Source organism: Pseudomonas sp. NPDC089547 (assembly GCF_050280665.1).
Taxonomy (GTDB): Bacteria; Pseudomonadota; Gammaproteobacteria; order Pseudomonadales; family Pseudomonadaceae; genus Aquipseudomonas.
On the sequence record NZ_JBNNVS010000054.1, the window covers coordinates 13,805 to 34,209 of the forward strand.

The following is a 20,405-nucleotide window of genomic DNA, read 5'->3' on the forward strand; positions in this document are numbered from 1 at the left end:
TCGCCGGTGTTCGCGGCCAAGGCCGCTCCCACAGGTACTGCATAAGCCTGAGGCCTGCGCGGTTCCTGTGGGAGCGGGCGTGCCCGCGAAGAATCCAGCGCGGTGGATGGCACCGGCTTCGCCGGTGTTCGCGGCCAAGGCCGCTCCCACAGGTACTGCATAAGCCTGAGGCCTGCGCGGTTCCTGTGGGAGCGGGCGTGCCCGCGAAGAATCCAACTCGGTATATGGCACCGGCTTTGCCGGTGTTCGCGGCCAAGGCCGCTCCCACAGGTACTGCATAAGCCTGAGGCCTGCGCGGTTCCTGTGGGAGCGGGCTTGCCCGCGAAGAATCCAACTCGGTATATGGCACCGGCTTCGCCGGTGTTCGCGGCCAAGGCCGCTCCCACAGGTACTGCATAAGCCTGAGGCCTGCGCGGTTCCTATGGGAGCGGGCTTGCCCGCGAAGAATCCGACTCGGTATATGGCACCGGCTGCGCCGGTGTTCGCGGCTAAAGCCGCTCCCACAGGTACTGCATAAGCCTGAGGCCTGCGCGGTGGCGGTGCAGCCGACGTTACTTGATAAACCGCACCTGGCTGTTGATCTTCTCGATCACCGCCCCTTTGCGCTCGTTGAAGCGGGCCTTGTTCTGTTCGAAGAGGTTGTTGCCCTTGGTATCGATCGAGATGATCAGCGGCCCGAACTCACGCACGCGGTTCACCCACAGTGTTTCCGGCATACCCAGGTCTTGCCATTCTGCCCGTTCGATCTCTTCCACCTGCGTTGCCGCCAGCACCGCACAGCCACCCGGGAATACCGCGTGAACGGCCTTGTTCTCCAGGCAACCGGTGGTGGTTTCCGGGCCCATGCCGCCCTTGCCGACAATCAGCTTCACACCGGTCTGCTCGATGAACTGTTTTTCGAATTTTTCCATGCGCATGCTGGTGGTCGGGCCAATGGAGACCATCTCGAAGCTGCCGTCATCTTTCTTCCTGACGATGGGGCCGGCATGGAAAATGGCGCCGCCACGCAGGTCAACCGGCAGTTCGCGGCCAAGCTCGATGAGCCGGCGGTGTGCCACGTCGCGGCAGGTCACCAGTTGCCCGGTGAGGTAGACGACATCGCCCACGTTGAGGGTGGCCAGGTCGTCGTCGCTGATCGGGGTACTCAGGATCTTTTTCACAGTACTACCCCTTCATGGGAGAGGATGTCGTAGGTCAGGTCGGCGTTGATGCGGATCTTGCCGCGGCGGTGGGCCCAGCAACCGGTGGACACTGCCACGCCGATGGTGGAGGGGTGGCGGGCAGAGGACTCGATGTTCACGCCCATCACGCTGCTGTTGCCGGTAAGGCCCTGCGGGCCGATGCCGATTTCGTTCAGGCCTTCTTCCAAAAGCTTTTCCATCATGGCCGCGCTTTCGTTGGGGTGGCTGGAATCCACCTCGCGCAGGATGGCCTTCTTCGACAGGCGCGCTGCGGTCTCCACCGAGGTCGATACGCCAACCCCCACCAGCAACGGCGGGCAGGCGTTGACCCCGCGCGAGGTGATCACATCGAAGACGAATTCGGTCACCCCTTCATAGCCTTGACCCGGCATCAGCACCTTGGCCGAACCTGGCAGGGTGCAGCCGCCACCGGCCATGTACACATCGACGATGCAGTGATCGGCATCGGGGATGATTTCCCAGTCCAGCCACGGGATTTTCGAGCCGGTGTTGGTGCCGGTGTTTTTCTCGATGAAGGTTTCCACCGCGTTGTGGCGCAGCGGCCCCTTGATGGTGGCTTCCTTGGTGGCGTTTTCGAGGATGCCTTCCATCTCACCCAGCAGCGGGAAGCGTGCGCCGGCAGAGACGAAGTACTGAATCACGCCCGTGTCCTGGCAGCTGGGGCGGTTGAGCTCGTCGGCGTATTCCTGGTTGTCGGCCATCGAGTCGTACACGGCGATGGCCAGCGGGTTGGTTTCGGCCGCACGCAACTTGGCGGTCTTTTCCTTCACGTCTCGGGGCAGGCGTTTGCCGATATAGGCGGTGAACTTGGCCATCACGTCAGTCAGCGATGACACGGCGGTTTCTTTGTCCATGATTATTTCCTCACTGCATTTCAAAGTGGGTGCTTTTTGCTGTTATCGAATGGTCAGGGCGGGGTTCGGCGGCTTGCGGTTCTGCCGGCAGTTGGCCGTCCAGGGCCTGGGCCATGCGCTGCTTGTCCAGCGCACCGACCCAGTTGGCGATGGCCACGGTGCCGACGGCGTTGCCGATGGTGTTGGTGATGGCCCGGGCCTCGGACATGAAACGGTCCACGCCCAACAGCAGCACCATGCCGGCCACCGGGATGTTGTCCATGGTCGCCAACGTGGCGGCCAGGGTGATGAAGCCCGAACCGGTCACACCTGCGGAGCCTTTGGAGGTGAGCAGCAGCACGCCGAGCACGATCAGTTGGTCCATCAGGGTCAACGGCGTGTTCGTGGCCTGGGCGATGAAGATGGCGGCCATGGTGTAGTAGATGCACTGGCCGTCCGGGTTGAAGGTGAGGCCCGAGGGGATCACCAGGCCGACCACCGGTTTGGACACGCCGACCTTTTCCAGCTTGTTCATCAGTTGCGGCACCACTGACTCGGATGAGCTGGTACCCAGTACCGTGAACAGTTCTTCCTTGAGGTACTTGAGGAACTTCCACAGGTTGAAGCCCGACAACCTGGCAATGGCGCCCAGCACGATCACCACGAACAGGAAGCAGGTCAGGTACATGGTCGCCATCAGCTTGCCCAGCGAAACGATCGAACCCAGGCCGTACTTGCCCACGGTGAAAGCCATGGCCCCGCAGGCGGCCAGCGGGGCCACGCGCATGATCATGCCGACGATGAAGAACATGCCGTGGGAGAACGCTTCCAGCACATCCACCATCGGCTTGCCGCGTGGTCCTAGGTGGGAGAGGGCGATGCCGAACAGCGTGGAGAACAGCAGGATCGGCAGGATCTCGTTCTTGGCGAAGGCATCAGTCACGCTGCCGGGTATCACATGCAGCAGGAAGTCGATAAAGCCGCCGCTGTTGCCTGCCGCAGCAGCGGTGTAGGTGGAAATGCTCTTGGCATCGAGGGTGGCGGGGTCGACGTTCATACCCTGGCCGGGCTGTACGATATTGACCACTACCAGTCCCAGCACCAGGGCAAAGGTGGACAGCACTTCGAAGTAGATCAGCGCACGTACGCCGACGCGGCCAAGCTCTTTCATGTTCTCCATTTTGGCGATGCCCAACACCACCGTGGCAAAGATGATCGGGGCGAAGACCATCTTGATGAGTTTGATGAAGGCGTCACCGATGGGCTTCAAGTCTGCGCCAACCTGGGGCCAGAACACCCCGATCAGCACCCCGAGGGTTACCCCGATCAATACCTGTACGTAAAGCTTGCCGAACAATCGCTTGGCCATTGCCGTCTCCGAATTATTGTTGTGAGTCGGATTTATCTGGCGGCCGGGCTGATCGTGGGTGCAGGTCACACCTGGCCTTGGCGGCCGAAGAGCCCAGCGTTTTTGTGGTTAATCACGCCGGGCAAAAGGTAATGGTTTTTCTAAAGTGATGTAATACAATGAAATTCAACTCATTATTTCCCTCAGGTTAATTATGAATTCGGTATCGGAGCTCGCGTTCTTCACCCAGCTGATCAGGGTGGGTAGCCTGGCGGGCACCGCGCGCGAACTGAACCTGACGCCGCCTGCGGTTTCCAAACGCCTGGCGCAGCTGGAGCAGCGCCTGGGCGTGCGCCTGCTCAACCGCACCACGCGCAGCATCAGCCTGACCGCCGAAGGCGAGACCTACCTGGTGAATGCGCGGCGAATACTGGGTGAAATCGAGGAAATGGAGCGGCAGGTGTCCAGCAGCCGTGCCGAGCCAAAGGGCCTGTTGCGGGTCAATGCGCCGTTGGGGTTCGGGCGTACCCATGTAGGGCCGGCAGTTTCATCGTTTGCCAAACGCTTCCCGGAGGTGGAGGTGCAATTGCACCTGACCGACCGGCCCATCGCGCTGCCGAACGATGCCATTGATGTGGCCATCCGTTTTGGTGAGCTGCCCGACTCGCGCCTGATCGCCCGCAAGATTGCCGCCAACCGCCGTCGGTTGTGTGCAGCCCCCGGCTATCTGGAGGCTCACGGCACCCCGCAATCCCCCAAAGACCTGGCCAGCCACAACTGCATCGTGTTGCGTCAGAACGATGCCGCGTTTGGCATCTGGCGGCTCAGCCGTGGCAAGCTGAGCGAGTCGGTGAAGGTGCATGGCAGCCTCAGCACCAACGACGGCGAGGTGGCCCTGAACTGGGCGCTGGACGGGCAGGGCATTCTGCTGCGGGCCGAGTGGAACCTGGCCGATCACCTGCGTAGCGGGCGGCTGGTGGAGGTGTTGGGCGACTACCACACACCGCCCGCGGATATTTATGCGGTGTACCTGGAGCGCTTGAACCTGTCGGCGAAGGTGTCGTGCTTTGTCGAGCACTTGCGGGCGTTCTTCAGCCAGGGCGATAGCCAGGCGGCGTGGCAGTAAGCCCGCGCCAAGTGACGTTACCGTGTTCCCTCTGGGCGCGAACCTGCCCGGCAAGCAGTTTTATATCGCTGGCTTCCTGTCGTGTGTTCGAAGCTGGAGTTCCCTTGGCATGTCCTGTACCTGGCCTTCTCACATAGTCTCGAAGAAACGACTGTACAACGTATTTTGAATCAAATACGATGCAATTACATGATTCTGATAATAAATGCATTGCATATGGTGCAATATGTATGGATGAATTAGGCAAACTAATCAAGACGCTGCGTAAAGATGCCGGGCTTTCCCAAGCCCAACTCGCGCAACGGCACGGCATGAGTCGTGCGACCATTTCGGGGATCGAGAACAACTCGATCCCCGAAATAGGCATTCGCAAGGTTGCAGCGATTTTGGAGGGTTTGGGATACGAACTGACGGCCACGCCCAAGCGCCGGCGTAGAACGCTTGATGAGCTGAAGGCCGGGGGTATCCATGATCAGATCGAGTGATCGTTTGTACGTCGGCGCAGGCGACGCCAATGTCGGCACTCTGGGGCGCAGTGGCGAGAACCCGCGTGATACGGTCTTCACTTACAATCCATCGGCTGGCGAAGCACAAGCCGTCTCCGTGACCATGCCAACACGCCTGGAGAGCTACAAGTGGGAGTACGGAATACACCCCTTGTTCGAGATGAACCTTCCCGAAGGGCACCTCAAGGAAGAGCTGATGCGGCGGTTCAGCAAGTCGGTGCGCGGTTTTGACGATTTCGCCTTGCTGGGCATTGTAGGCCCCCACCAACTGGGTCGGATCAGCATCGCCCAGCATGCTGGTGACGGCCCCGTTCCAGGCATGGATCTGTCCGGCTTGCTGGTTCACGACGGTGCGAACGACCTGTTTGCCGAGCTTTTAAGCACTTACGCTGCCTACTCAGGCGTATCAGGTGTTCAGCCCAAGGTGCTGGTGCGGGATATCAATGCTGGCGCCGCGGATGTTGATCGGGTCACCCACCGTGGAGCCACACACCTGGTAAAAGCGTTCAACGAATCGGATTTCCCTCAGTTGGCGGCCAACGAGTATTTCTGCATGCGGGCGGCATTGCATTGCGGCCTGGAAGTGCCTGAATTCCAGCTTAGTCAGCAGGGCAGGTTTCTGGTTGTCCGACGCTTCGATATCGGCGACAACGCCTACCTTGGCTTTGAGGACATGTGCGTGCTTTCGGGGTGGGGTACTCGCAAGAAGTACGATGGCAGCTACCAAGGCTGTGCGCAGTTGATCAAACTTTATGTCACGCCTGGTCGGGTACCTCGTGCGTTGGAGGACTTCTTCACCATGGTTGCATTGTGCGCCGGTATCCAGAACGGCGATGCACACTTGAAGAACTTCGGCCTGCTTTACGAGAACTGTGCCGAGGACGCCGATATCTGGCTCGCGCCCGCGTATGACCTGGTGACCACGACGGTGTACAGCAACCACGACATCATGGGGCTGCTGCTGGGCGGGTCGAAAGCGTGGCCCAAGCGCAAGATGCTGGTGCAGTTCGGGCGCACCGCGTGCAACCTGACGCAAGCGCGCTGCGAGGAGTTGCTGAACAAAGTGGAAGTCGGCATGAACCGTGCGATGGCGGAGCTTGCAGATTATCGCGACACCCATCCGGCGTTTGAGCGCGTAGGGGAGAAGATGGCCGAGGCGTGGAACTTGGGGTTGAGCAGAAGCATTGTTGCCTAGGTGACCTCCAGACCCTGCGAAGCAGGCTCACTGCCTCGTTGGTTGTGTTTCCAGTCTGCTGCGCAAAGCAATTGCGAAAACCGATGAGACTCAGGTTAAATGAGAGTCATTATTAAATAACGCCCTCATCGGTTCTACCATGTCCAGCGCTGACACTTCCCTGCAAAAAGCGGTACACACGCTTTACGAGGACCATCATTCCTGGTTGTGCGGCTGGCTGCGCAGCAAGCTCGGCTGCATGGACCATGCGGCTGACCTGGCCCAGGACACCTTCATACGGGTGCTGACCCTGCGCAAGGCGGCGGAACTGCGCCAGCCACGGGCCTATTTGAGCAGTGTGGCCCGCAGCCTGATGATCGACATGTTTCGCCGTCGCGCCCTGGAGCAGGCATACCTGGAAACCCTCGCGGCCCGGCCCGAGCATGTGGAGGTTTCGCCCGAAGCGCGCCTGCTGATCATCGAGACCCTGCTGGAAATTGATCGGCTACTCGATGGCCTAGGTACACGTACCCGCGAAATTTTCCTGATGGCCCAACTCGATGGTTTGAGTTATGTCGAAATCGCGCAGCGCCTGGATGTTTCGCTGACCACGGTCAAGAAACATGCAGTGCGTGCCCTGACCCATTGCCTGATGCTGGCCGAGGCGTGAACGGTGGCGGGTACGGAACCGTTGGACCGCAACACGCTGGAGGCTGCCGCGCACTGGTACGTCGAGTTGCGCTGCGAGCCCGATGCAGCCACGCGAGCAGCACATCAGCGCTGGTTGCTGAGTGACCCACGACACGTGCAGGCCTGGGAGCGCCTGGCTCGCTTGCAGGGCAAGCTGGCGCAGGTGACGCCCGGTATCGCACGGCCGACGTTAAGCAGTGCCAGGGCCAAACGACGCGAAGTGCTCAAGGTGCTGTCGGTACTGTTGGTGGCGGGCGCGGCAGGTGGGGCGGTATTGCGTGATGGTGGCGTTGCACGGCTGATGGCCGACGTGCGCACGGGCGTTGGCGAGCAGCGCTCGTTGCGGCTGGATGACGGTAGCCAATTGCAATTGAACACCGACACCGCGTTAGATATTCGCTACGGTGCCGAGTGGCGCGCGCTTGAGTTGCTGCAAGGGGAGATACTGGTGCAGACCGCAGCGGATGAATTGTCCCGCCCATTCATCGTGCACACCCGGCAGGGCAGCATCCGCGCACTGGGCACGCGTTTCACCGTGCGCAGCGACAACGACCTGACGCGGGTTTGCGTGCTGGAGCATGCGGTGGAGGTGCGCGGTGCACAGGCCATGGCGGCTGTGCGGGTAGACGCCGGACAACAGCTGGTATTCAGCGTCGGGAAAATGGGCGATGCCACAGCGGTAGCGGCGATGGCAGACGCATGGGTACGCGAGATGTTGATCGTGGATGACTGGCGCCTTGCCGATGTTGTGGGCGAGCTTCAACGCTACCGGCCTGGGTACCTGGGTTGTGATGAAGCCGTGAGTCAACTGCGACTGTCCGGCGCGTTTCACCTGGGCAATATCGATATTGTCCTGGAAAACCTCACCACCACGCTGCCTGTGCGCATTCGTCGTTTCAGCCGTTACTGGACGCGTGTAGAAGCGGCCTGAAGCCCGCCGTCATTTTTTTACCAAGGGGGGTTATCGATTTTCGCGTTCGTTCGACTTGTAGGTAGACGCGCACCAAGCGCATTGAAAAAAACTGCCGCAGGGCGAAAGGAAACCGCATGCTCGCTGTCAACGATTGCAAACGCACCCTACCGATAAACTCGACCAAAACCAGGCTGGCACGTGCAGTGAACCGCGCAGTGTTCAGTGTGGCACTGGCATCACCGCTGGCGGCGGTGATGGTCGCCAGCCCTGCCATTGCCCAAAGTCAGGCTGAAGCCTCGTTCGACATTGCCGCCGGCCCACTGGCCTCGGCGCTCACGCAGTTTGCTTCGGCAGCGGGGGTGACGGTGTCATTCGAGCCGTCATCGGTACAGGCGTTGCAATCGCCCGGGCTGCATGGCTACTACAGCCCCGATGCCGGCCTGCGCCGGTTACTGGCAGGTAACCGGTTGCAGGTAGTCAAGCAGGCCAATGGCAGCTACTCGCTGCTGCCAATGGTCGGCGACGACTCGACCTTGCAGCTTGATACCACCAGCGTAACCGGTGCGGCCGTGGAGTCTGCCTATGGGCCGGTGAGTGGTTATGTGGCCAGCCGCAGCGCCACCGGAACCAAGACTGATACGCCCATCCTGGAGATCCCCCAGGCCATCAACGTGATCACCGCCGACCAGGTGCAAGCCCAGGGCGCGCGTAACCTGACCCAGGCGCTGCGCTACACCCCGGGCCTGTCTACCGGCGGCTTTACCGACCGCAACAGCATCGCCGACGAAATCACCAGCCGTGGTTTTGCTCCAACCCCGTTGTACCTGGACGGTGCATACATTCCATACGCTGGGAGCCTGGGCGGCGCGCCGCAGATCGACCCCTACACGCTGGAGCGTATCGAGGTGCTCAAAGGCCCTTCGTCGGTGCTGTATGGGCAAAACCAGCCAGGTGGTTTGATCAACATGGTTTCCAAACGCCCGACCCGTGAACAGCGTAGCCAGGTCAAGCTTGGTGCGGGTAGCTACAACCGGGTCAATGGTGCCTTTGATACCAGCGGCCCGCTGGATGAGCAAAAGGCGTTTACCTATCGCCTGGTTGGCGTTGCCGACAAAGGCAACGAAATGGTCGCTCACACCCACAGCGAGCGCTTGTTGCTGGCGCCAAGCCTGACCTGGGCGCCGAACGAGGACACGTCGCTGACGTTGCTGGCGCAAGTGCAGCGCGATGATGGCCTGGCCGACTATCAATCGCTGCCGATGATCGGCTCGCTCAAGCGTGGCCCGACGGGGCAGAAAATCGACCGCGACTTCTTCTCGGGCGATTCACACTACAACGATTACAAGCGCGACCAGTACGTGCTGGGTTACGACTTCAACCACCGTTTCAGCGATGACCTGGCCTGGCGCTCAACGGCGCGATACACCGATGTGCGCGACCGCTACAAGGGCTTTTACCTGCGCAGCTTCGTGACAGATGGCGATGTGGTCGACTACACCCGCGCCAACCGGGTCAAGCTTGACTGGCGCCAGCACAACATTGCCTACACCGTCGATAACAATCTGGAGTACACCTTCAACACGGGCGCACTGCGGCACACCTTGCTGGCCGGCGCGGACTACCGTCACTTCACGCGCAAGTACGATGGCTACAACGCCTACAACGTATTGCCGGTCGACCTCTACGGGAAGAACAATTACGACAGCAGCAGCGTAACGCCGGTGCTGGATACCCGTTGGGACAACACCGTGCGCCAGACCGGGGTTTACCTGCAGGACCAGATCAAGCTGGACAACTGGATACTGACAGTAGGCGGGCGCCAGGACTGGGCTGAAATCGACAACAAGGATCTGCTGGCGCACAGCATTGCCTCTCAGCGCGACAACAAGTTCACAGGGCGCATCGGCCTGACCTATGTCACCGAGTTCGGCCTGGCGCCGTATGTCAGCTACTCCCAGTCGTTCTTGCCTACCTTGGGCACGGCAGCGCCCGAGCGTGGTGGCAAGGCGTTCGAGCCAACCGAAGGTGAGCAATACGAAGTGGGTCTGAAATACCAGCCGGTCGAAGGCACCCTGTTCACTGCCTCTGTGTTCCAGGTGAAGCAGAAGAACGTGCTGACCGGTGATACCGAGTACCCGCAGTACCAGTCGCAAAATGGCGAGGTGCGCTCGCGTGGGGTGGAGCTGGAACTCAAGTCCAGCATCGAGAATGTCGATGTACTGGCCGCTGCCACCTACATCGACTCGTTCTACACCAAGAGCACCTACGGCGACCAGGGCAACCGCAACGAGTCGCAGGCCCCTGTGTCGGCCACCTTGTGGGTGGATTACCACTTCACCCAGGCCGTGCTCAATGGCCTGTCCTTCGGCGCCGGTGCCCGGTACACCGGCCGCAAGCCGGGTAACTCGGCCAACACCTTCGATGTACCGGCCTTCGCCGTGTACGACGCTACCGTCAGCTACGACCTGGGCAAGCTCGACCCAAGCCTGCGTGGCCTGCAGGCCAGTGTGAACGTGCAGAACATTTTCGACCGCGAGTATGTATCGGACTGCAACTACGCGTTTGGCTGCTATTACGGGCAGGAGCGGGTAGCGTCGCTGGAGATGACCTACGACTGGTGATCAAGCCCCCACGCCACGCGTTATACTCCGCGCCATTTTGCCAATGGCCGGAGTACGCTATGCGCCAGGTTTTGCTCATCGTCGATGTACAGTCCACCTTCAGCCCGCCCGAGTGGCTGGTCGATGGTTTGCGGCGGTTGTCAGCGAACATCCCCACCATTGCTTCGGTCGAGTTGCATGACGAACAGGTCACACCGTTCGAACGGCAGCTTGGCTGGCACCCGGCGGCCGAAGACGAAAGCCTGGTCGAAGCCGACCAGGTGTTCATCAAGCATGGCTACGGGCAGAGCGCCGAAGCCATCGACTACATTCGCCAGCTGGGTGTGGAGCGGGTGCTGGTATGCGGCCTGCAGACCGAAACCTGTGTGCTGGCCGCCGGGTTTGCCCTGTTTGATGCGGGGCTGACGCCCACCCTGGTGACGGACATGACCGTAGGCTCTTCGCTGGACCGCTCGGGCAAGCTGGGCATCGAGTTGTGGCAGCATCACTTCCGCCAGGTCACTACCTCGGTAGAGGTGCTGGCCGAACTGGCCGGAACAGCCTGACGCATGTAATCACTTTGCCATCAGTTGGCGCCAATGAGTATCATTGTCGATTGTTGTCCGCTGATCGAGAAGGATCTCCATGCTGAAAAAGCCCTACCTGGCAGCTGTCCTGCTGCCTGTCGCAATGCTCTGGGGTGGCCTTGCCCACGCCTTTACCGATGGCACCGACCGGTCCGTCACCCTGGAAAAGATCGTGCAGACGTTCGTGGTGCAGAAGGACGGCAGTTTCCGCCTGGACGTCGACAGCGTCATGCTGATCAACGAAGAGCGCGCCATCAAAGCCAATGCCGAGCAACCGCTAAGCTACAACCGTTCACTTGAGACCCTGCAGGTGCTGGAGGCGTACACGCAAAAGCCGGATGGCCGCAAGGTGCAGGTGGATGCCACGCACATCAAGGAGCAGCAGGAGCGGGCTTCTGCGCAGGCGCCGATGTTCCAGGACTCGGTCAACAAGGTGGTGATCTTCCCCGAGGTGGCAGTAGGCGACCGGCTGGTGCTGCGTTACCAGCGTAATCGCGCTACACCGCTTTTCCCCGGGCATTTCGAAGACATCACTGTGCCGCAGTTTCACCCGGTCGGGCAGTTCTCGCTGATGTATGACCTGCCTCAGGGCATGCCGCTGCAGGCCGATGCTCGCGGCTTCAAGGCGTCGCCACCCGCCACCGGGCAAGGGCGCACGGTACATCGTTGGGACTACGTGCCAGCGGAGCGTGCGCGGATTGAGACCGGGGCGGTGTCGTACCTGGACTACGGCCACTACCTGGCGGTTTCGACCTTTACCGGCTTCAAGGACTTCGCCCAGGCCTACCAGGCCAGGGCCACGGTCGAGGTCACCCCACAGATCAGCGAGTTGGCGAAGCGCCTGACGGCCGGCTTGCCCACCGCGCGGGAAAAAGCCCTGACCCTCAGTGACTGGGTGCGCGAGAATATCCGCTATGTGGCGGTGTATGTGGGTGCTGGCGGGGTAGTGCCGCACGCCGCGCAAACCGTGCTGGACAACCGCTACGGTGACTGCAAGGACCATGTGGCATTGCTGGAAGCGCTGTTGAGCGCGGCAGGCATCAACAGCACGCCGGCCCTGGTGAACCAGGGCAATGCCTATGTGTTCCCCAAAGTGCCGACCTTGGGTGTGCTGAACCATGTGATCACTTACGTACCGAGCCTGGATTTGTACCTGGACTCCACGGACCCGTCGATTGCTGCGGGTTACCTGCCGTTGACCGTGCTGAACAAGCGGGTGCTGCTGACTGCCACCGGCGAGTTTGGCAAAACGCCGGCCATGCAGTTGAACCAGGTATCCAGTGACTTGCTGTTCAAGGTCAAGGCCGATGGCGCGGCCGACTTCACCAACGTTTCGACGGTGAAGGGGTGGGCCAGCGAGGTGAGCCGCTTTGGCTTGAAGCTGATGAAGCCGGCAGACCGCGGACTGTTGGTCGAGAAGGTGCTGGCCGCGTACGGGCAGCGTGGCAGTGGTTCGTTCAAGATAGAGCCGCCCACTGCCAACGGCGACTTTGTCAGCAATGTGGATGGGCGCACGGAAAACCTGGTCAACCTGCCAGGGCCGGTTGGTGTGGCGACCCTTACCAGCCTGGCAGGCGGTATTTCGCAGAATGTGTACAGCTTCACCCTGGAAAAGGAACGCAGCCAAAGCTTCGTGTGCATTGGCAACGACACCGAGGAGACCTCGCGCTTCGAGTTCCCGGCCCAGGTCAATGTGCTGGCACTGCCGAAACCTGTGGAGCTGCATGACGGCAATGTCGACTACAGCTCGCGCTACACCCAGGATGGCAATGCGGTGGTGGTGGAGCGGCGGTTCAAGTTCAGCCGGCCGGATGTGGTGTGTACGCCTGAGGATTTCACGGCGATGAAGCCGGCGCTGGAGGCAATGATCCGCGACCTGCAGAGCCAGATTATCGTGCAGGCGGGCTAGCCAAGATCCCCGGGCTTGCGCGGCCCCCTGTAGGAGCGGCCTTGCGTCGCGAAAGGGCCGCAAAGCGGCCCCGGCAATTTGCCCACCAACGCTCAAATCCAGGGGCTGCTTTGCAGCCCTTTCGCGACACAAGGCCGCTCCTACAAGACTTGCGTGTGGCTGGGCGCGGATGCTCAGCCCTGTCAGAAATCCCAGCGGGTTGTAACCATCAGGTTACGCGGCTCGCCATAGTACGTGGTATCGAAGTTGCCCAGCCCGGTCAGGTAAACCTTGTCGAACACGTTGTTGGCATTGACCGTGAAGCTCAGGTGCTCGTCGTACTGGTAGCGGGCCATCAGGTCCACCAGCGTGTAGCCGCCTTGCTTGATGCGGGTGTAGTCATTGGCGACCGGGCTGTAGATGTTGCCGTAGAAGCCGCTTTGCCACCTCAGCCCGCCGCCCACGGTCACCGCGTCGAATGCGCCAGGCAGGCGGTAGGTGTTGAACAGCCGCACCACGTGTTCAGGTTTGGTGGTCGCCAGTGGGAAGCCGAAAATCCGCTGGTCGTCGGCGTCGCGGGTACGGGCATAGGTGTAGCCGGCGGTGACGTTCCAGCCGGGTGCCAACTCGCCGGCCAGCTCCAGCTCGACGCCCTTGGTGGTGGCACCGTCGATGGCCTTGTAGATACCTTCGTTGGTCACCGGGTTGGTGCCGATGTTGGAGGCGACGTTGTCTTGCTCGATGCGGAAGAACGCCAAGGTACCGTTCAGGCGGCCATCGAACCAGGCGGCTTTGAAGCCTGCTTCATAACCATCGCCCTCCACCGGAGCCAGGGTCGCGCCGTTGATGTCCTTGTACACTTGCGGCTGGTAGATCGAGGTGTAGCTGGCATACACCGAGTAGGTGTCGTCCAGATCGTAGACCACGCCCGCATAGGGGGTGACTACGCCGTGCTCCTTGTAGCTGGCGTGGGTGTCACCCAGCGACGACGTTGGGTAATAGTCTTCATCGTCGTTGTACTTGAAGGTGCTGACGCGGGTACCGAGAATGACCGAAAGCTTGTCGGTCGGCCTCAGGCGGGTGGCCACGTAGGCGCCATTCTGGCTTTGCGTGGTGGTGTAGTCGCCGTTTTTCGGGAAGTTCTGCTCCGGTAACTTCCCGTTCCAGTCGAAGATGGAGCCGGGCACCATCTCGAACGCGCTGCCGTCGTAGGTGTCGCCGGTCTGCTTCGAAAGCGAAGTCATGAAGCCTGCCACCAGCTCATGCTCGCGGCCGAGCAGGGTGAACGGGCCGGATACGTTCACGTCTGCGGTGTTTTGCACGCGGTGGCCTTCCCAACGCCCCCAGTACAGGAACATACCCTCGCCGGTAACCGGGTCCGGGTTGCCGCCGCTGGCGGAAGCCAGGCGGGTGTCATGGTCGCTGATCATGTGGTTGAGGCTTAGCTTGAACTTCCAGTCATTGGCCAGCGCCTGCTCCAGCGAGGTGAAGTAGGTGGTGGACTGGAAGTCGCGGCGGCTCCAGTCTGCCGCGGGGTTGTGCGAGCGCGAGAAGTCCGTGCGGCTGCCATCGGAAAAGTACGTCGGGTTACCGGTCCAGGATGACCCGCGCGGGGTAGTGGCCTGGTTATCGATGCCGAAGGTGAGCAGGGTGTCGGGCGTCAGGTCGGCTTCGACAATGCCGTAGTAAACGTCCTTTTTCTGCTTGTAGTGGTCCAGGTACGACTTGCGGTCCTGGTAGGCACCCACCAGGCGGCCACGCACGCTACCGCTGTCGTTGAGCGAGCCCGAAATATCACCTTCGGTACGGTAGTTGTCCCAGGACCCCGCGCTGGCGGTGATCGACGCCTTGAAATCGCGAGTGGGCTTTTTGCGCACCAGGTTGACCGTGGCCGATGGGTCGCCAGAGCCGGTCATCAGGCCGGTCGCACCTTTGATGACTTCGATGCGGTCGTAGGCGGCCATGTCGACATGGGTCACGCCCTCATCGTAGACACCGTCATAGATGGTGTTGATGCCATCGTACTGGTAGTTGGTAATGGCAAAACCGCGTGCGGAATACTCCATGCGTTCGCTGTCGTATGCCTGCACCGAAACCCCGGGCGTGTTGCGCAGCACGTCGCCGATGTCTTGCGAGCCATGGTCGTCGATCACCTGGCGAGTGATGATGCTGACCGACTGAGGCGTTTCACGCAGGGTCAGTGGCAGCTTGGTTGCAGTGGTAGACCCCCCGGTGGTGTAAGAGCCGCTACCCTCGGTGACGTAGCCAAGCCCTAATGCATCGACGCGGCTGGGGGCCAGCTCCACCGCGTTATCGTTGCTGGTGGTCACCAGCAGCGAGTAGCGCCCGTCACTTTCCTGTATGGCCTGCAGCCCGGTGCCGCGCAGCAGGATCTGCAACGCCTGTGCGATGTCATAGCGCCCGTCGAGTGCCGGCGAGCGTTTACCGCGTGTCAACTGGGTGTCGAACGACAGCACGATGCCGGACTCTGCGGCGAACTGCGTCAGCATTTCGCCCAGGTCGCCCTGCGGCAGGTGGTAATCATGGGCTTGGCTGGCGCAGGCAGCGCCAGGCCCACCGAGCAGGGCAGCCAGCATCAGGCAAGTGCGCAGGCCTGGCGCAGTGAACGGCCTGGGTTTGAAGCGGCGGGTCATCTTTGCGTTTCTCTTGTAGGTAAGCGTTGGGTTACCTATGAGTCGGATAAGCCGCAGCAAAGTGATCAGGCGTTCGGAACTTTTTTACGCAGCAGTGATGGTTATCCAGAAACGGGTTCTGGACTGCACCTGCACCGGCAGGGATGTGCTCAGGGCCCGGAGGATCTGGTCGGTGTCATCGAGCCTGTAGGTGCCGCTGATGCGTAACCCTGCCACCGAGGGTGCGCAACGCAACCAGCCTGGCCGGTAGCGTGAAAGGTTGTTGACGAAGGCGTCGAGGCGCTGGTCATTGGCAATCAGCAAGCCACGGCCCCAGGCGTCGGCTGCATGCGCGACAGCTTCCACCGGGGAGAAACCCTGCTCGTCGAACTGGCAGCGCTGGCCGCTGTTCACCTGCAAACGCTGGCCCGAGGCCAACGTCACCATTGCCTGCCGGCCAAAGACCTCAAGGCTGCTGCTGTCGTCGAACAGGCGCACGGCAAAGCGGCTTTCGCCGGCCTCGACGGTGCCGTTACGGGTAATCACCCTGCACGTCTGGCGTGCCGGTACGGTGACCATCAGTTCACCTTGGCGCAGGCGCAGCCACGGCGCTTCGCTCAGGTCACCCACATCCATAGCAGACGCGGTATTGAGCACCACGGCAGTGCCATTGCCCAGCATCAGCGAACGCTGTTCGCCCACGCCAGTGCGCACGTCTGCCAGTAACGCTGACTGCTTGACCTCTCGGTAGCCACCCAGGCCCAGGGGGCCACCACCCAACAGCAGCAAGCCGGCCTTGACCACCCGCCGACGGCTGGCATGCCGGCCATGCGCTGCCAGCGCCAGTACACGTGCCGAAGCCGGGTTTTCGCTGGCGGCCATGCGCGTTTGCAGGCGTTCGGCCTGCTGCCAGGCCCAGGCATTGATGGGCGTCGCATTCAGCCACAGTTGCCAGGCCGAGTAGTCACTGGCCTGCACCTCACCGCTGTTGAGCTGGCTGAACCAGTGTGCGGCCTGGCGCAACGAAGCCAGTTGTTCGGCATTCAGGTGCATGCTCACAGGCCCAGGCCAAGGCTGTAGATCATGCAGGGCTCGGCTGCCTTGGCAACGTAACGGCGCACGCTGACTTCGGAAATACCCAGCCGGGTGGCGATTTCCCTGTAGGGCATGCCATCGATCTGCGACAGCAGGAATGCCTCGCGCACCTTGGGCCCGAGCGCGGCCAGCATGGCGTCGAGTTCGAACAAGGTTTGCAGCAAGGCCAAGCGCTGCTCAGGTGAGATGTCCAGTGCTTCGGGTTGCTCCGCGAGCACCTGCAGCCAGGCCCTTTCCAGGTGCACACGGCGCAGGTGATCGATCATCAGGCGGCGGGCGATGGTAGCCAGGTAGCCTTTGGGTTCGCGTACGGCTTCGAGCTTTACCGCGGCATCGGCAGCAGACATGACCCGCACGAACACATCCTGCACCAGGTCTGCGGCCAGATGGTTGCAGTTCACCCGCGGCTTCAGCCAGTTGTGCAGCCATTTGCTCTGCGCCCGGTATAGCTGGCTGACTTGAGAGGTGAATGCTGCGTCCGGGGTGCTCATCCATGCCGCCTGAAATTGCTTGCAAATGTTAATGGTTCGCATTTTATGCAGAGTATTTCAGGGTTTGCAATCAGTGCGCATGCGCCGGCACGTCCGCTCAAGCGGAGGTAGCGCGCTCGGCAGTATCTGCCCCGTGCGCCTGGTTCCGCTTGCGCCTGCGGGTAAAAAGCAGACGCAGCAGGGTATTCCAGCCATAGGCCACCAGCACCCCGCCGGCCAGCGCCAGGGCTACCTCGAACAGCGGGTGATTGAACACATGGTCCGCCAGCGACTGGAACTGGAAATGCGTCAGGTAGATATACAAGGTTGCCGAGGCGATCACCGCACCTGCCCGCGCGACCAGCGCGGGGACTGGCACCGAGCGGACCCAGATAAGGGCCAGCATCGCCGGCAGCGCGATATCGACATAGTGCGAGAACGCCTCCCAGCCGACCCCGGCAATTGCCATGAGGTCAAGCTCGCCAACCACCAGCACGGCCACCGCGCTGGCCACCCATTTGCGTGCCGTGGTGTCGGCATGGTGCACGGCCATGCCCAGCACCATCACTGCCAGGAAGTGCTGCGGTACCCGGTTGAACAGCGCACTGGCGTCGAACACGAAGCGGCTGAGCAGCACATCGAGTGCCACCAGGGCACAGGCTGCAATGATCAGGCAGCGGAACGGGTCGGCGAGGACGACCTGGCGCACGCGCCGGATCGACAGCACCAGGCCGATGATCAGGATCATCTGCACCAGCACTTCGATGTACCAGTAATTGAACACGCTGACCTCGCTGGCCGGGAACCAGTTGGACACCAGCAGCAGCGATTGCCAGTGCAACCGGTCGAATACCAGCTGGATCAGTGCGGTGTACAACAGCGTCGGCACCACGATGGCCGCCAGTGACCTGAACAATGTGCGAGCATCGCCACGTTCCTCAATGGCCTTGAGCTGGAAGCGCGCCAGGCTGATGCCGGAGACCAGGAACAGCACGGACGTTTCGCCAACGATAAGCCAGTGGTCGAACTCGCTCAGGTGGCCGACCACGATCAGGATGATGGCGAGCATGCGCACGAACACGGGCATTTCCATCACCCGCCACGCGCCCTTGGGCGGTGTGTTCAGCTCGGCCAGTTGGCACACGGGCAGGGTTTCCCACCGTTCTGGCAGGTGGCCGATCAGCTCTTCGAGCACCCGCGAGGCCTGCACGAACGACAGTGAGTCGCCGCCCAGCTCGACAAAGCTCAGCCTGGCGTCCAGGCGTGGCACCTGAAGGATCCGTGCCCAGGCTGTGCTCAGCTTTTCGGCCAGTGGCGACAAGGGCAGGTTGCTGCTGTCATCAAATGGCGCGGGCAGGGCGCGTTTGTCGACCTTGCCGTTGGGGGTGAGCGGCAGGGCTTCCAGGAATACGAACAGCGCCGGCACCATGTAGTCCGGCAGTTGCCTGGCAAGCGTCTGGCGCAGGGTGTCGGCAGTGGTCGGCTGCTGCGCGACGCAATAGGCAACCAGCCGGATCGCCGCGCTGTCGTGGTTGGCCATGACCACGCATTGGCCGATGTGGGGATGACGAGTGATGGCGTTCTCGATTTCTGCCAGCTCGATGCGATGGCCACGGATTTTCACCTGGCTGTCACCGCGCCCCAGAAAACTGGCGCTGCCATCTGCCAGGTAGGTGCCCAGGTCACCGGTGCGGTAACAGCGGTCACTTGGGTTGCCGGTGAAGGGGTTGGCGACGAACTTGGCCTCGGTCAGTGCCGGGTCGCCCCAGTAACCCTGGGACAAGTAGGGGCTGCGGATCAGGATTTCACCGGTTTCTCCCTCGCTGACCAGCTGGTTTGCCGGGTCGACCACCAGCAACTGTGCGTTGGCGATGCCTTTGCCCAACGGTACCCGGGCAGTGTCGGCATTCGGGTCAAGGGTATGGAAGGCCATGGCTTGCGGCGTTTCGGTGGTGCCGTAGAAGTTCACATTGACGGCATTGGGCGCAATGGCGCGTATCCGCTGGTAAAGCGCCGGGCTGAGCGCATCGCCGCCCCAGAACAGGTAGCGCAGCTGATCGAGTACCTGGCCATTCATCTGCGCGCCGGTTTCGATCAGCTTGCCCAGCGGCGGGGTGAGGTGGATCACGCTGACGCCGCGCTGCTCGATCCAGTTGGCCAGCTGTGACGGGTCGGTCAGGATGGACTGGGCAGGGCAGGCGATGGATGCGCCAATTGACAGTGGCGTGAACACGTCGCGGTAGACCGGGTCGTGGCCCAGACCGGACAGCAGGGAGAAGGTGTCAGCCTGGGTGAAGCCGTGCTGGCGCACATGCCAGTCAATGAAATGCACCAGTGGCGCGTGGTGGGTGACAATGCCCTTGGGTTCGCCTGTGCTGCCTGAGGTGAAGGTAATGTAGGCTGGCTGTTCGGGGCTGACGGCGGGCAGCGCGACAGGCTTGCAGGCAAAGGCTTGCAGTGCTTCGGCGGGGGCTTCGGGCACGGTGACGACAAGGGGGCCGTGCGCGCCGACAGTGGCCTCGCCACAGCGCAGGATCACGGCCGGTTTCAATGCGCGGACGATTTGCTCGATGCGTGCAGGCGGGTAGGCCGCGTCGGCTACGGTGAAGGCCAGGCCGGCGCGCAGGCAGCCAAGCATGGCGTAGACCAGGCCTGCGCAGCGGCTGGCGATGATGACGACGCGATCGGTGCCGCTGGCAGCGTTTTCCACCAGATACCCGGCAATGCCTTGGCTGATCTGCGCCAGTTGGACGTAGTTGCAGGTGGCGTGCTGGGCCGTGATGGCGATGGCATCCGGGCAGCGGGTGGCCTGGTTCAGGAACGCATGGTGAATCGGCTGCTCGGCACGGTACTCCAGGCGCAGCGTCGGGTTCGGGCGCAGGTCCGGCATGATGGGTGAAGGCTCCGCATGAACGTTGGGGCTGGCTGGTAGCACAACGCTAGTGCAGGGTGGCCGATGGCGCCAATCGGAGTGTTTGCCTTGCGATGGGCGGGGACACAACTTTGATTTCGCAGGCAGTGCGCGAACCTTGTGGGAGCGGGCGTGCCCGCGAAGAATCCACTGCGGTGGCTGGCACGAGTCTGGAATGGTGGGTTAACAAGGTGATCGTAGACTCGAAGTCGATCGGTGGCAGCTTGCATTCGATCGACTCCGGTCGCGTGGCTCGCTACTTCAGCCCGGACATGACTGAGGTTCCGGCAAGTGCAGCGGCAGTTTGATCGGGTACTCTGGGCTGCCGTAGGCGTAGCAGGATGTGGTGACTTGAATATCGTCGCAGGGCAGGAAGTGGACGGTGATACCGCAGACTTTTTGGCCTGTGTAGTCGGGAACGGAAACCAG

Annotated in this window: 16 protein-coding genes; 8 read left to right on the plus strand and 8 right to left on the minus strand. The window is 61.6% G+C overall.

Translation table 11 applies throughout. The features are described from left to right. Window positions 1-551: 551 nt before the first annotated feature. The 3 genes from ttdB to ACQKPZ_RS24750 are packed head-to-tail and all read right to left on the minus strand — an operon-like array spanning window position 552 to window position 3,404. Window positions 552-1,160: a L(+)-tartrate dehydratase subunit beta gene (gene ttdB, locus ACQKPZ_RS24740; protein ID WP_427543298.1), complete on the minus strand. Its 609-nt coding sequence runs from the start codon at window positions 1,158-1,160 to the stop codon at window positions 552-554. Then, window positions 1,157-2,056 (minus strand): L(+)-tartrate dehydratase subunit alpha, encoded by a 900-nt coding sequence (ttdA, locus tag ACQKPZ_RS24745; RefSeq protein ID WP_427543301.1) that lies wholly within the window; start codon window positions 2,054-2,056, stop codon window positions 1,157-1,159. Before ttdA ends, ttdB begins: the two co-directional genes overlap by 4 nt. 10 nt (window positions 2,057-2,066) lie before the next feature. Beyond that, window positions 2,067-3,404, minus strand: a complete 1,338-nt coding sequence (locus ACQKPZ_RS24750; protein WP_427543304.1) for a dicarboxylate/amino acid:cation symporter — start codon at window positions 3,402-3,404, stop codon at window positions 2,067-2,069. 193 nt (window positions 3,405-3,597) lie between these two features. Here ACQKPZ_RS24750 and ACQKPZ_RS24755 point away from each other — a divergent pair, with 193 nt between their 5' ends. The 8 genes from ACQKPZ_RS24755 to ACQKPZ_RS24790 all read left to right on the plus strand — a co-directional run bounded on the left by ACQKPZ_RS24755 (window position 3,598) and on the right by ACQKPZ_RS24790 (window position 12,888). Further along, a complete protein-coding gene (locus ACQKPZ_RS24755) occupies window positions 3,598-4,509 on the plus strand; it encodes a LysR substrate-binding domain-containing protein (RefSeq protein ID WP_427543307.1) in 912 nt (303 codons plus the stop codon). A 230-nt stretch (window positions 4,510-4,739) separates the two neighbouring features. Beyond that, complete coding sequence (locus ACQKPZ_RS24760) at window positions 4,740-4,994, plus strand: helix-turn-helix domain-containing protein (RefSeq protein WP_427543309.1); 255 nt, start codon at window positions 4,740-4,742, stop codon at window positions 4,992-4,994. Further along, window positions 4,978-6,210: a type II toxin-antitoxin system HipA family toxin gene (locus tag ACQKPZ_RS24765; RefSeq protein ID WP_427543312.1), complete on the plus strand. Its 1,233-nt coding sequence runs from the start codon at window positions 4,978-4,980 to the stop codon at window positions 6,208-6,210. The genes ACQKPZ_RS24760 and ACQKPZ_RS24765 overlap by 17 nt, the downstream gene beginning before the upstream one ends. Before the next feature lie 139 nt (window positions 6,211-6,349). Further along, complete coding sequence (locus ACQKPZ_RS24770; protein WP_427543315.1) at window positions 6,350-6,859, plus strand: sigma-70 family RNA polymerase sigma factor; 510 nt, start codon at window positions 6,350-6,352, stop codon at window positions 6,857-6,859. Window positions 6,860-6,862: 3 nt separating this feature from the next. Further along, window positions 6,863-7,810 carry a FecR domain-containing protein gene (locus ACQKPZ_RS24775; protein ID WP_427543318.1) on the plus strand — a complete coding sequence of 316 codons (948 nt, stop codon included), beginning with the start codon at window positions 6,863-6,865 and terminating at the stop codon, window positions 7,808-7,810. Window positions 7,811-7,926: 116 nt separating this feature from the next. Further along, window positions 7,927-10,413 (plus strand): TonB-dependent siderophore receptor, encoded by a 2,487-nt coding sequence (locus ACQKPZ_RS24780; protein ID WP_427543321.1) that lies wholly within the window; start codon window positions 7,927-7,929, stop codon window positions 10,411-10,413. A 59-nt stretch (window positions 10,414-10,472) separates the two neighbouring features. Then, window positions 10,473-10,958, plus strand: a complete 486-nt coding sequence (locus ACQKPZ_RS24785) for an isochorismatase family protein (RefSeq protein ID WP_427543324.1) — start codon at window positions 10,473-10,475, stop codon at window positions 10,956-10,958. Window positions 10,959-11,037: 79 nt separating this feature from the next. Next, the gene (locus tag ACQKPZ_RS24790) at window positions 11,038-12,888 is read left to right on the plus strand and encodes a DUF3857 domain-containing transglutaminase family protein (RefSeq protein ID WP_427543327.1); all 1,851 of its coding nucleotides are present in this window, start codon (window positions 11,038-11,040) and stop codon (window positions 12,886-12,888) included. Between the two features lie 182 nt (window positions 12,889-13,070). Here ACQKPZ_RS24790 and ACQKPZ_RS24795 read toward each other — a convergent pair whose 3' ends face one another. From ACQKPZ_RS24795 to ACQKPZ_RS24815, 5 genes are all read right to left on the minus strand, one after another. Next, window positions 13,071-15,521 (minus strand): TonB-dependent siderophore receptor, encoded by a 2,451-nt coding sequence (locus ACQKPZ_RS24795; protein ID WP_427543330.1) that lies wholly within the window; start codon window positions 15,519-15,521, stop codon window positions 13,071-13,073. 84 nt (window positions 15,522-15,605) lie between these two features. Then, complete coding sequence (locus ACQKPZ_RS24800) at window positions 15,606-16,553, minus strand: FecR domain-containing protein (RefSeq protein ID WP_427543333.1); 948 nt, start codon at window positions 16,551-16,553, stop codon at window positions 15,606-15,608. Between the two features lie 2 nt (window positions 16,554-16,555). Beyond that, window positions 16,556-17,086 carry a sigma-70 family RNA polymerase sigma factor gene (locus ACQKPZ_RS24805; RefSeq protein WP_427543336.1) on the minus strand — a complete coding sequence of 177 codons (531 nt, stop codon included), beginning with the start codon at window positions 17,084-17,086 and terminating at the stop codon, window positions 16,556-16,558. 97 nt (window positions 17,087-17,183) lie between these two features. Then, window positions 17,184-19,955, minus strand: a complete 2,772-nt coding sequence (locus tag ACQKPZ_RS24810) for an amino acid adenylation domain-containing protein (protein ID WP_427543339.1) — start codon at window positions 19,953-19,955, stop codon at window positions 17,184-17,186. Between the two features lie 282 nt (window positions 19,956-20,237). Continuing rightward, on the minus strand, window positions 20,238-20,405 hold a 168-nt coding region (locus ACQKPZ_RS24815; RefSeq protein ID WP_427543342.1), incomplete at its 5' end, for a DUF3304 domain-containing protein.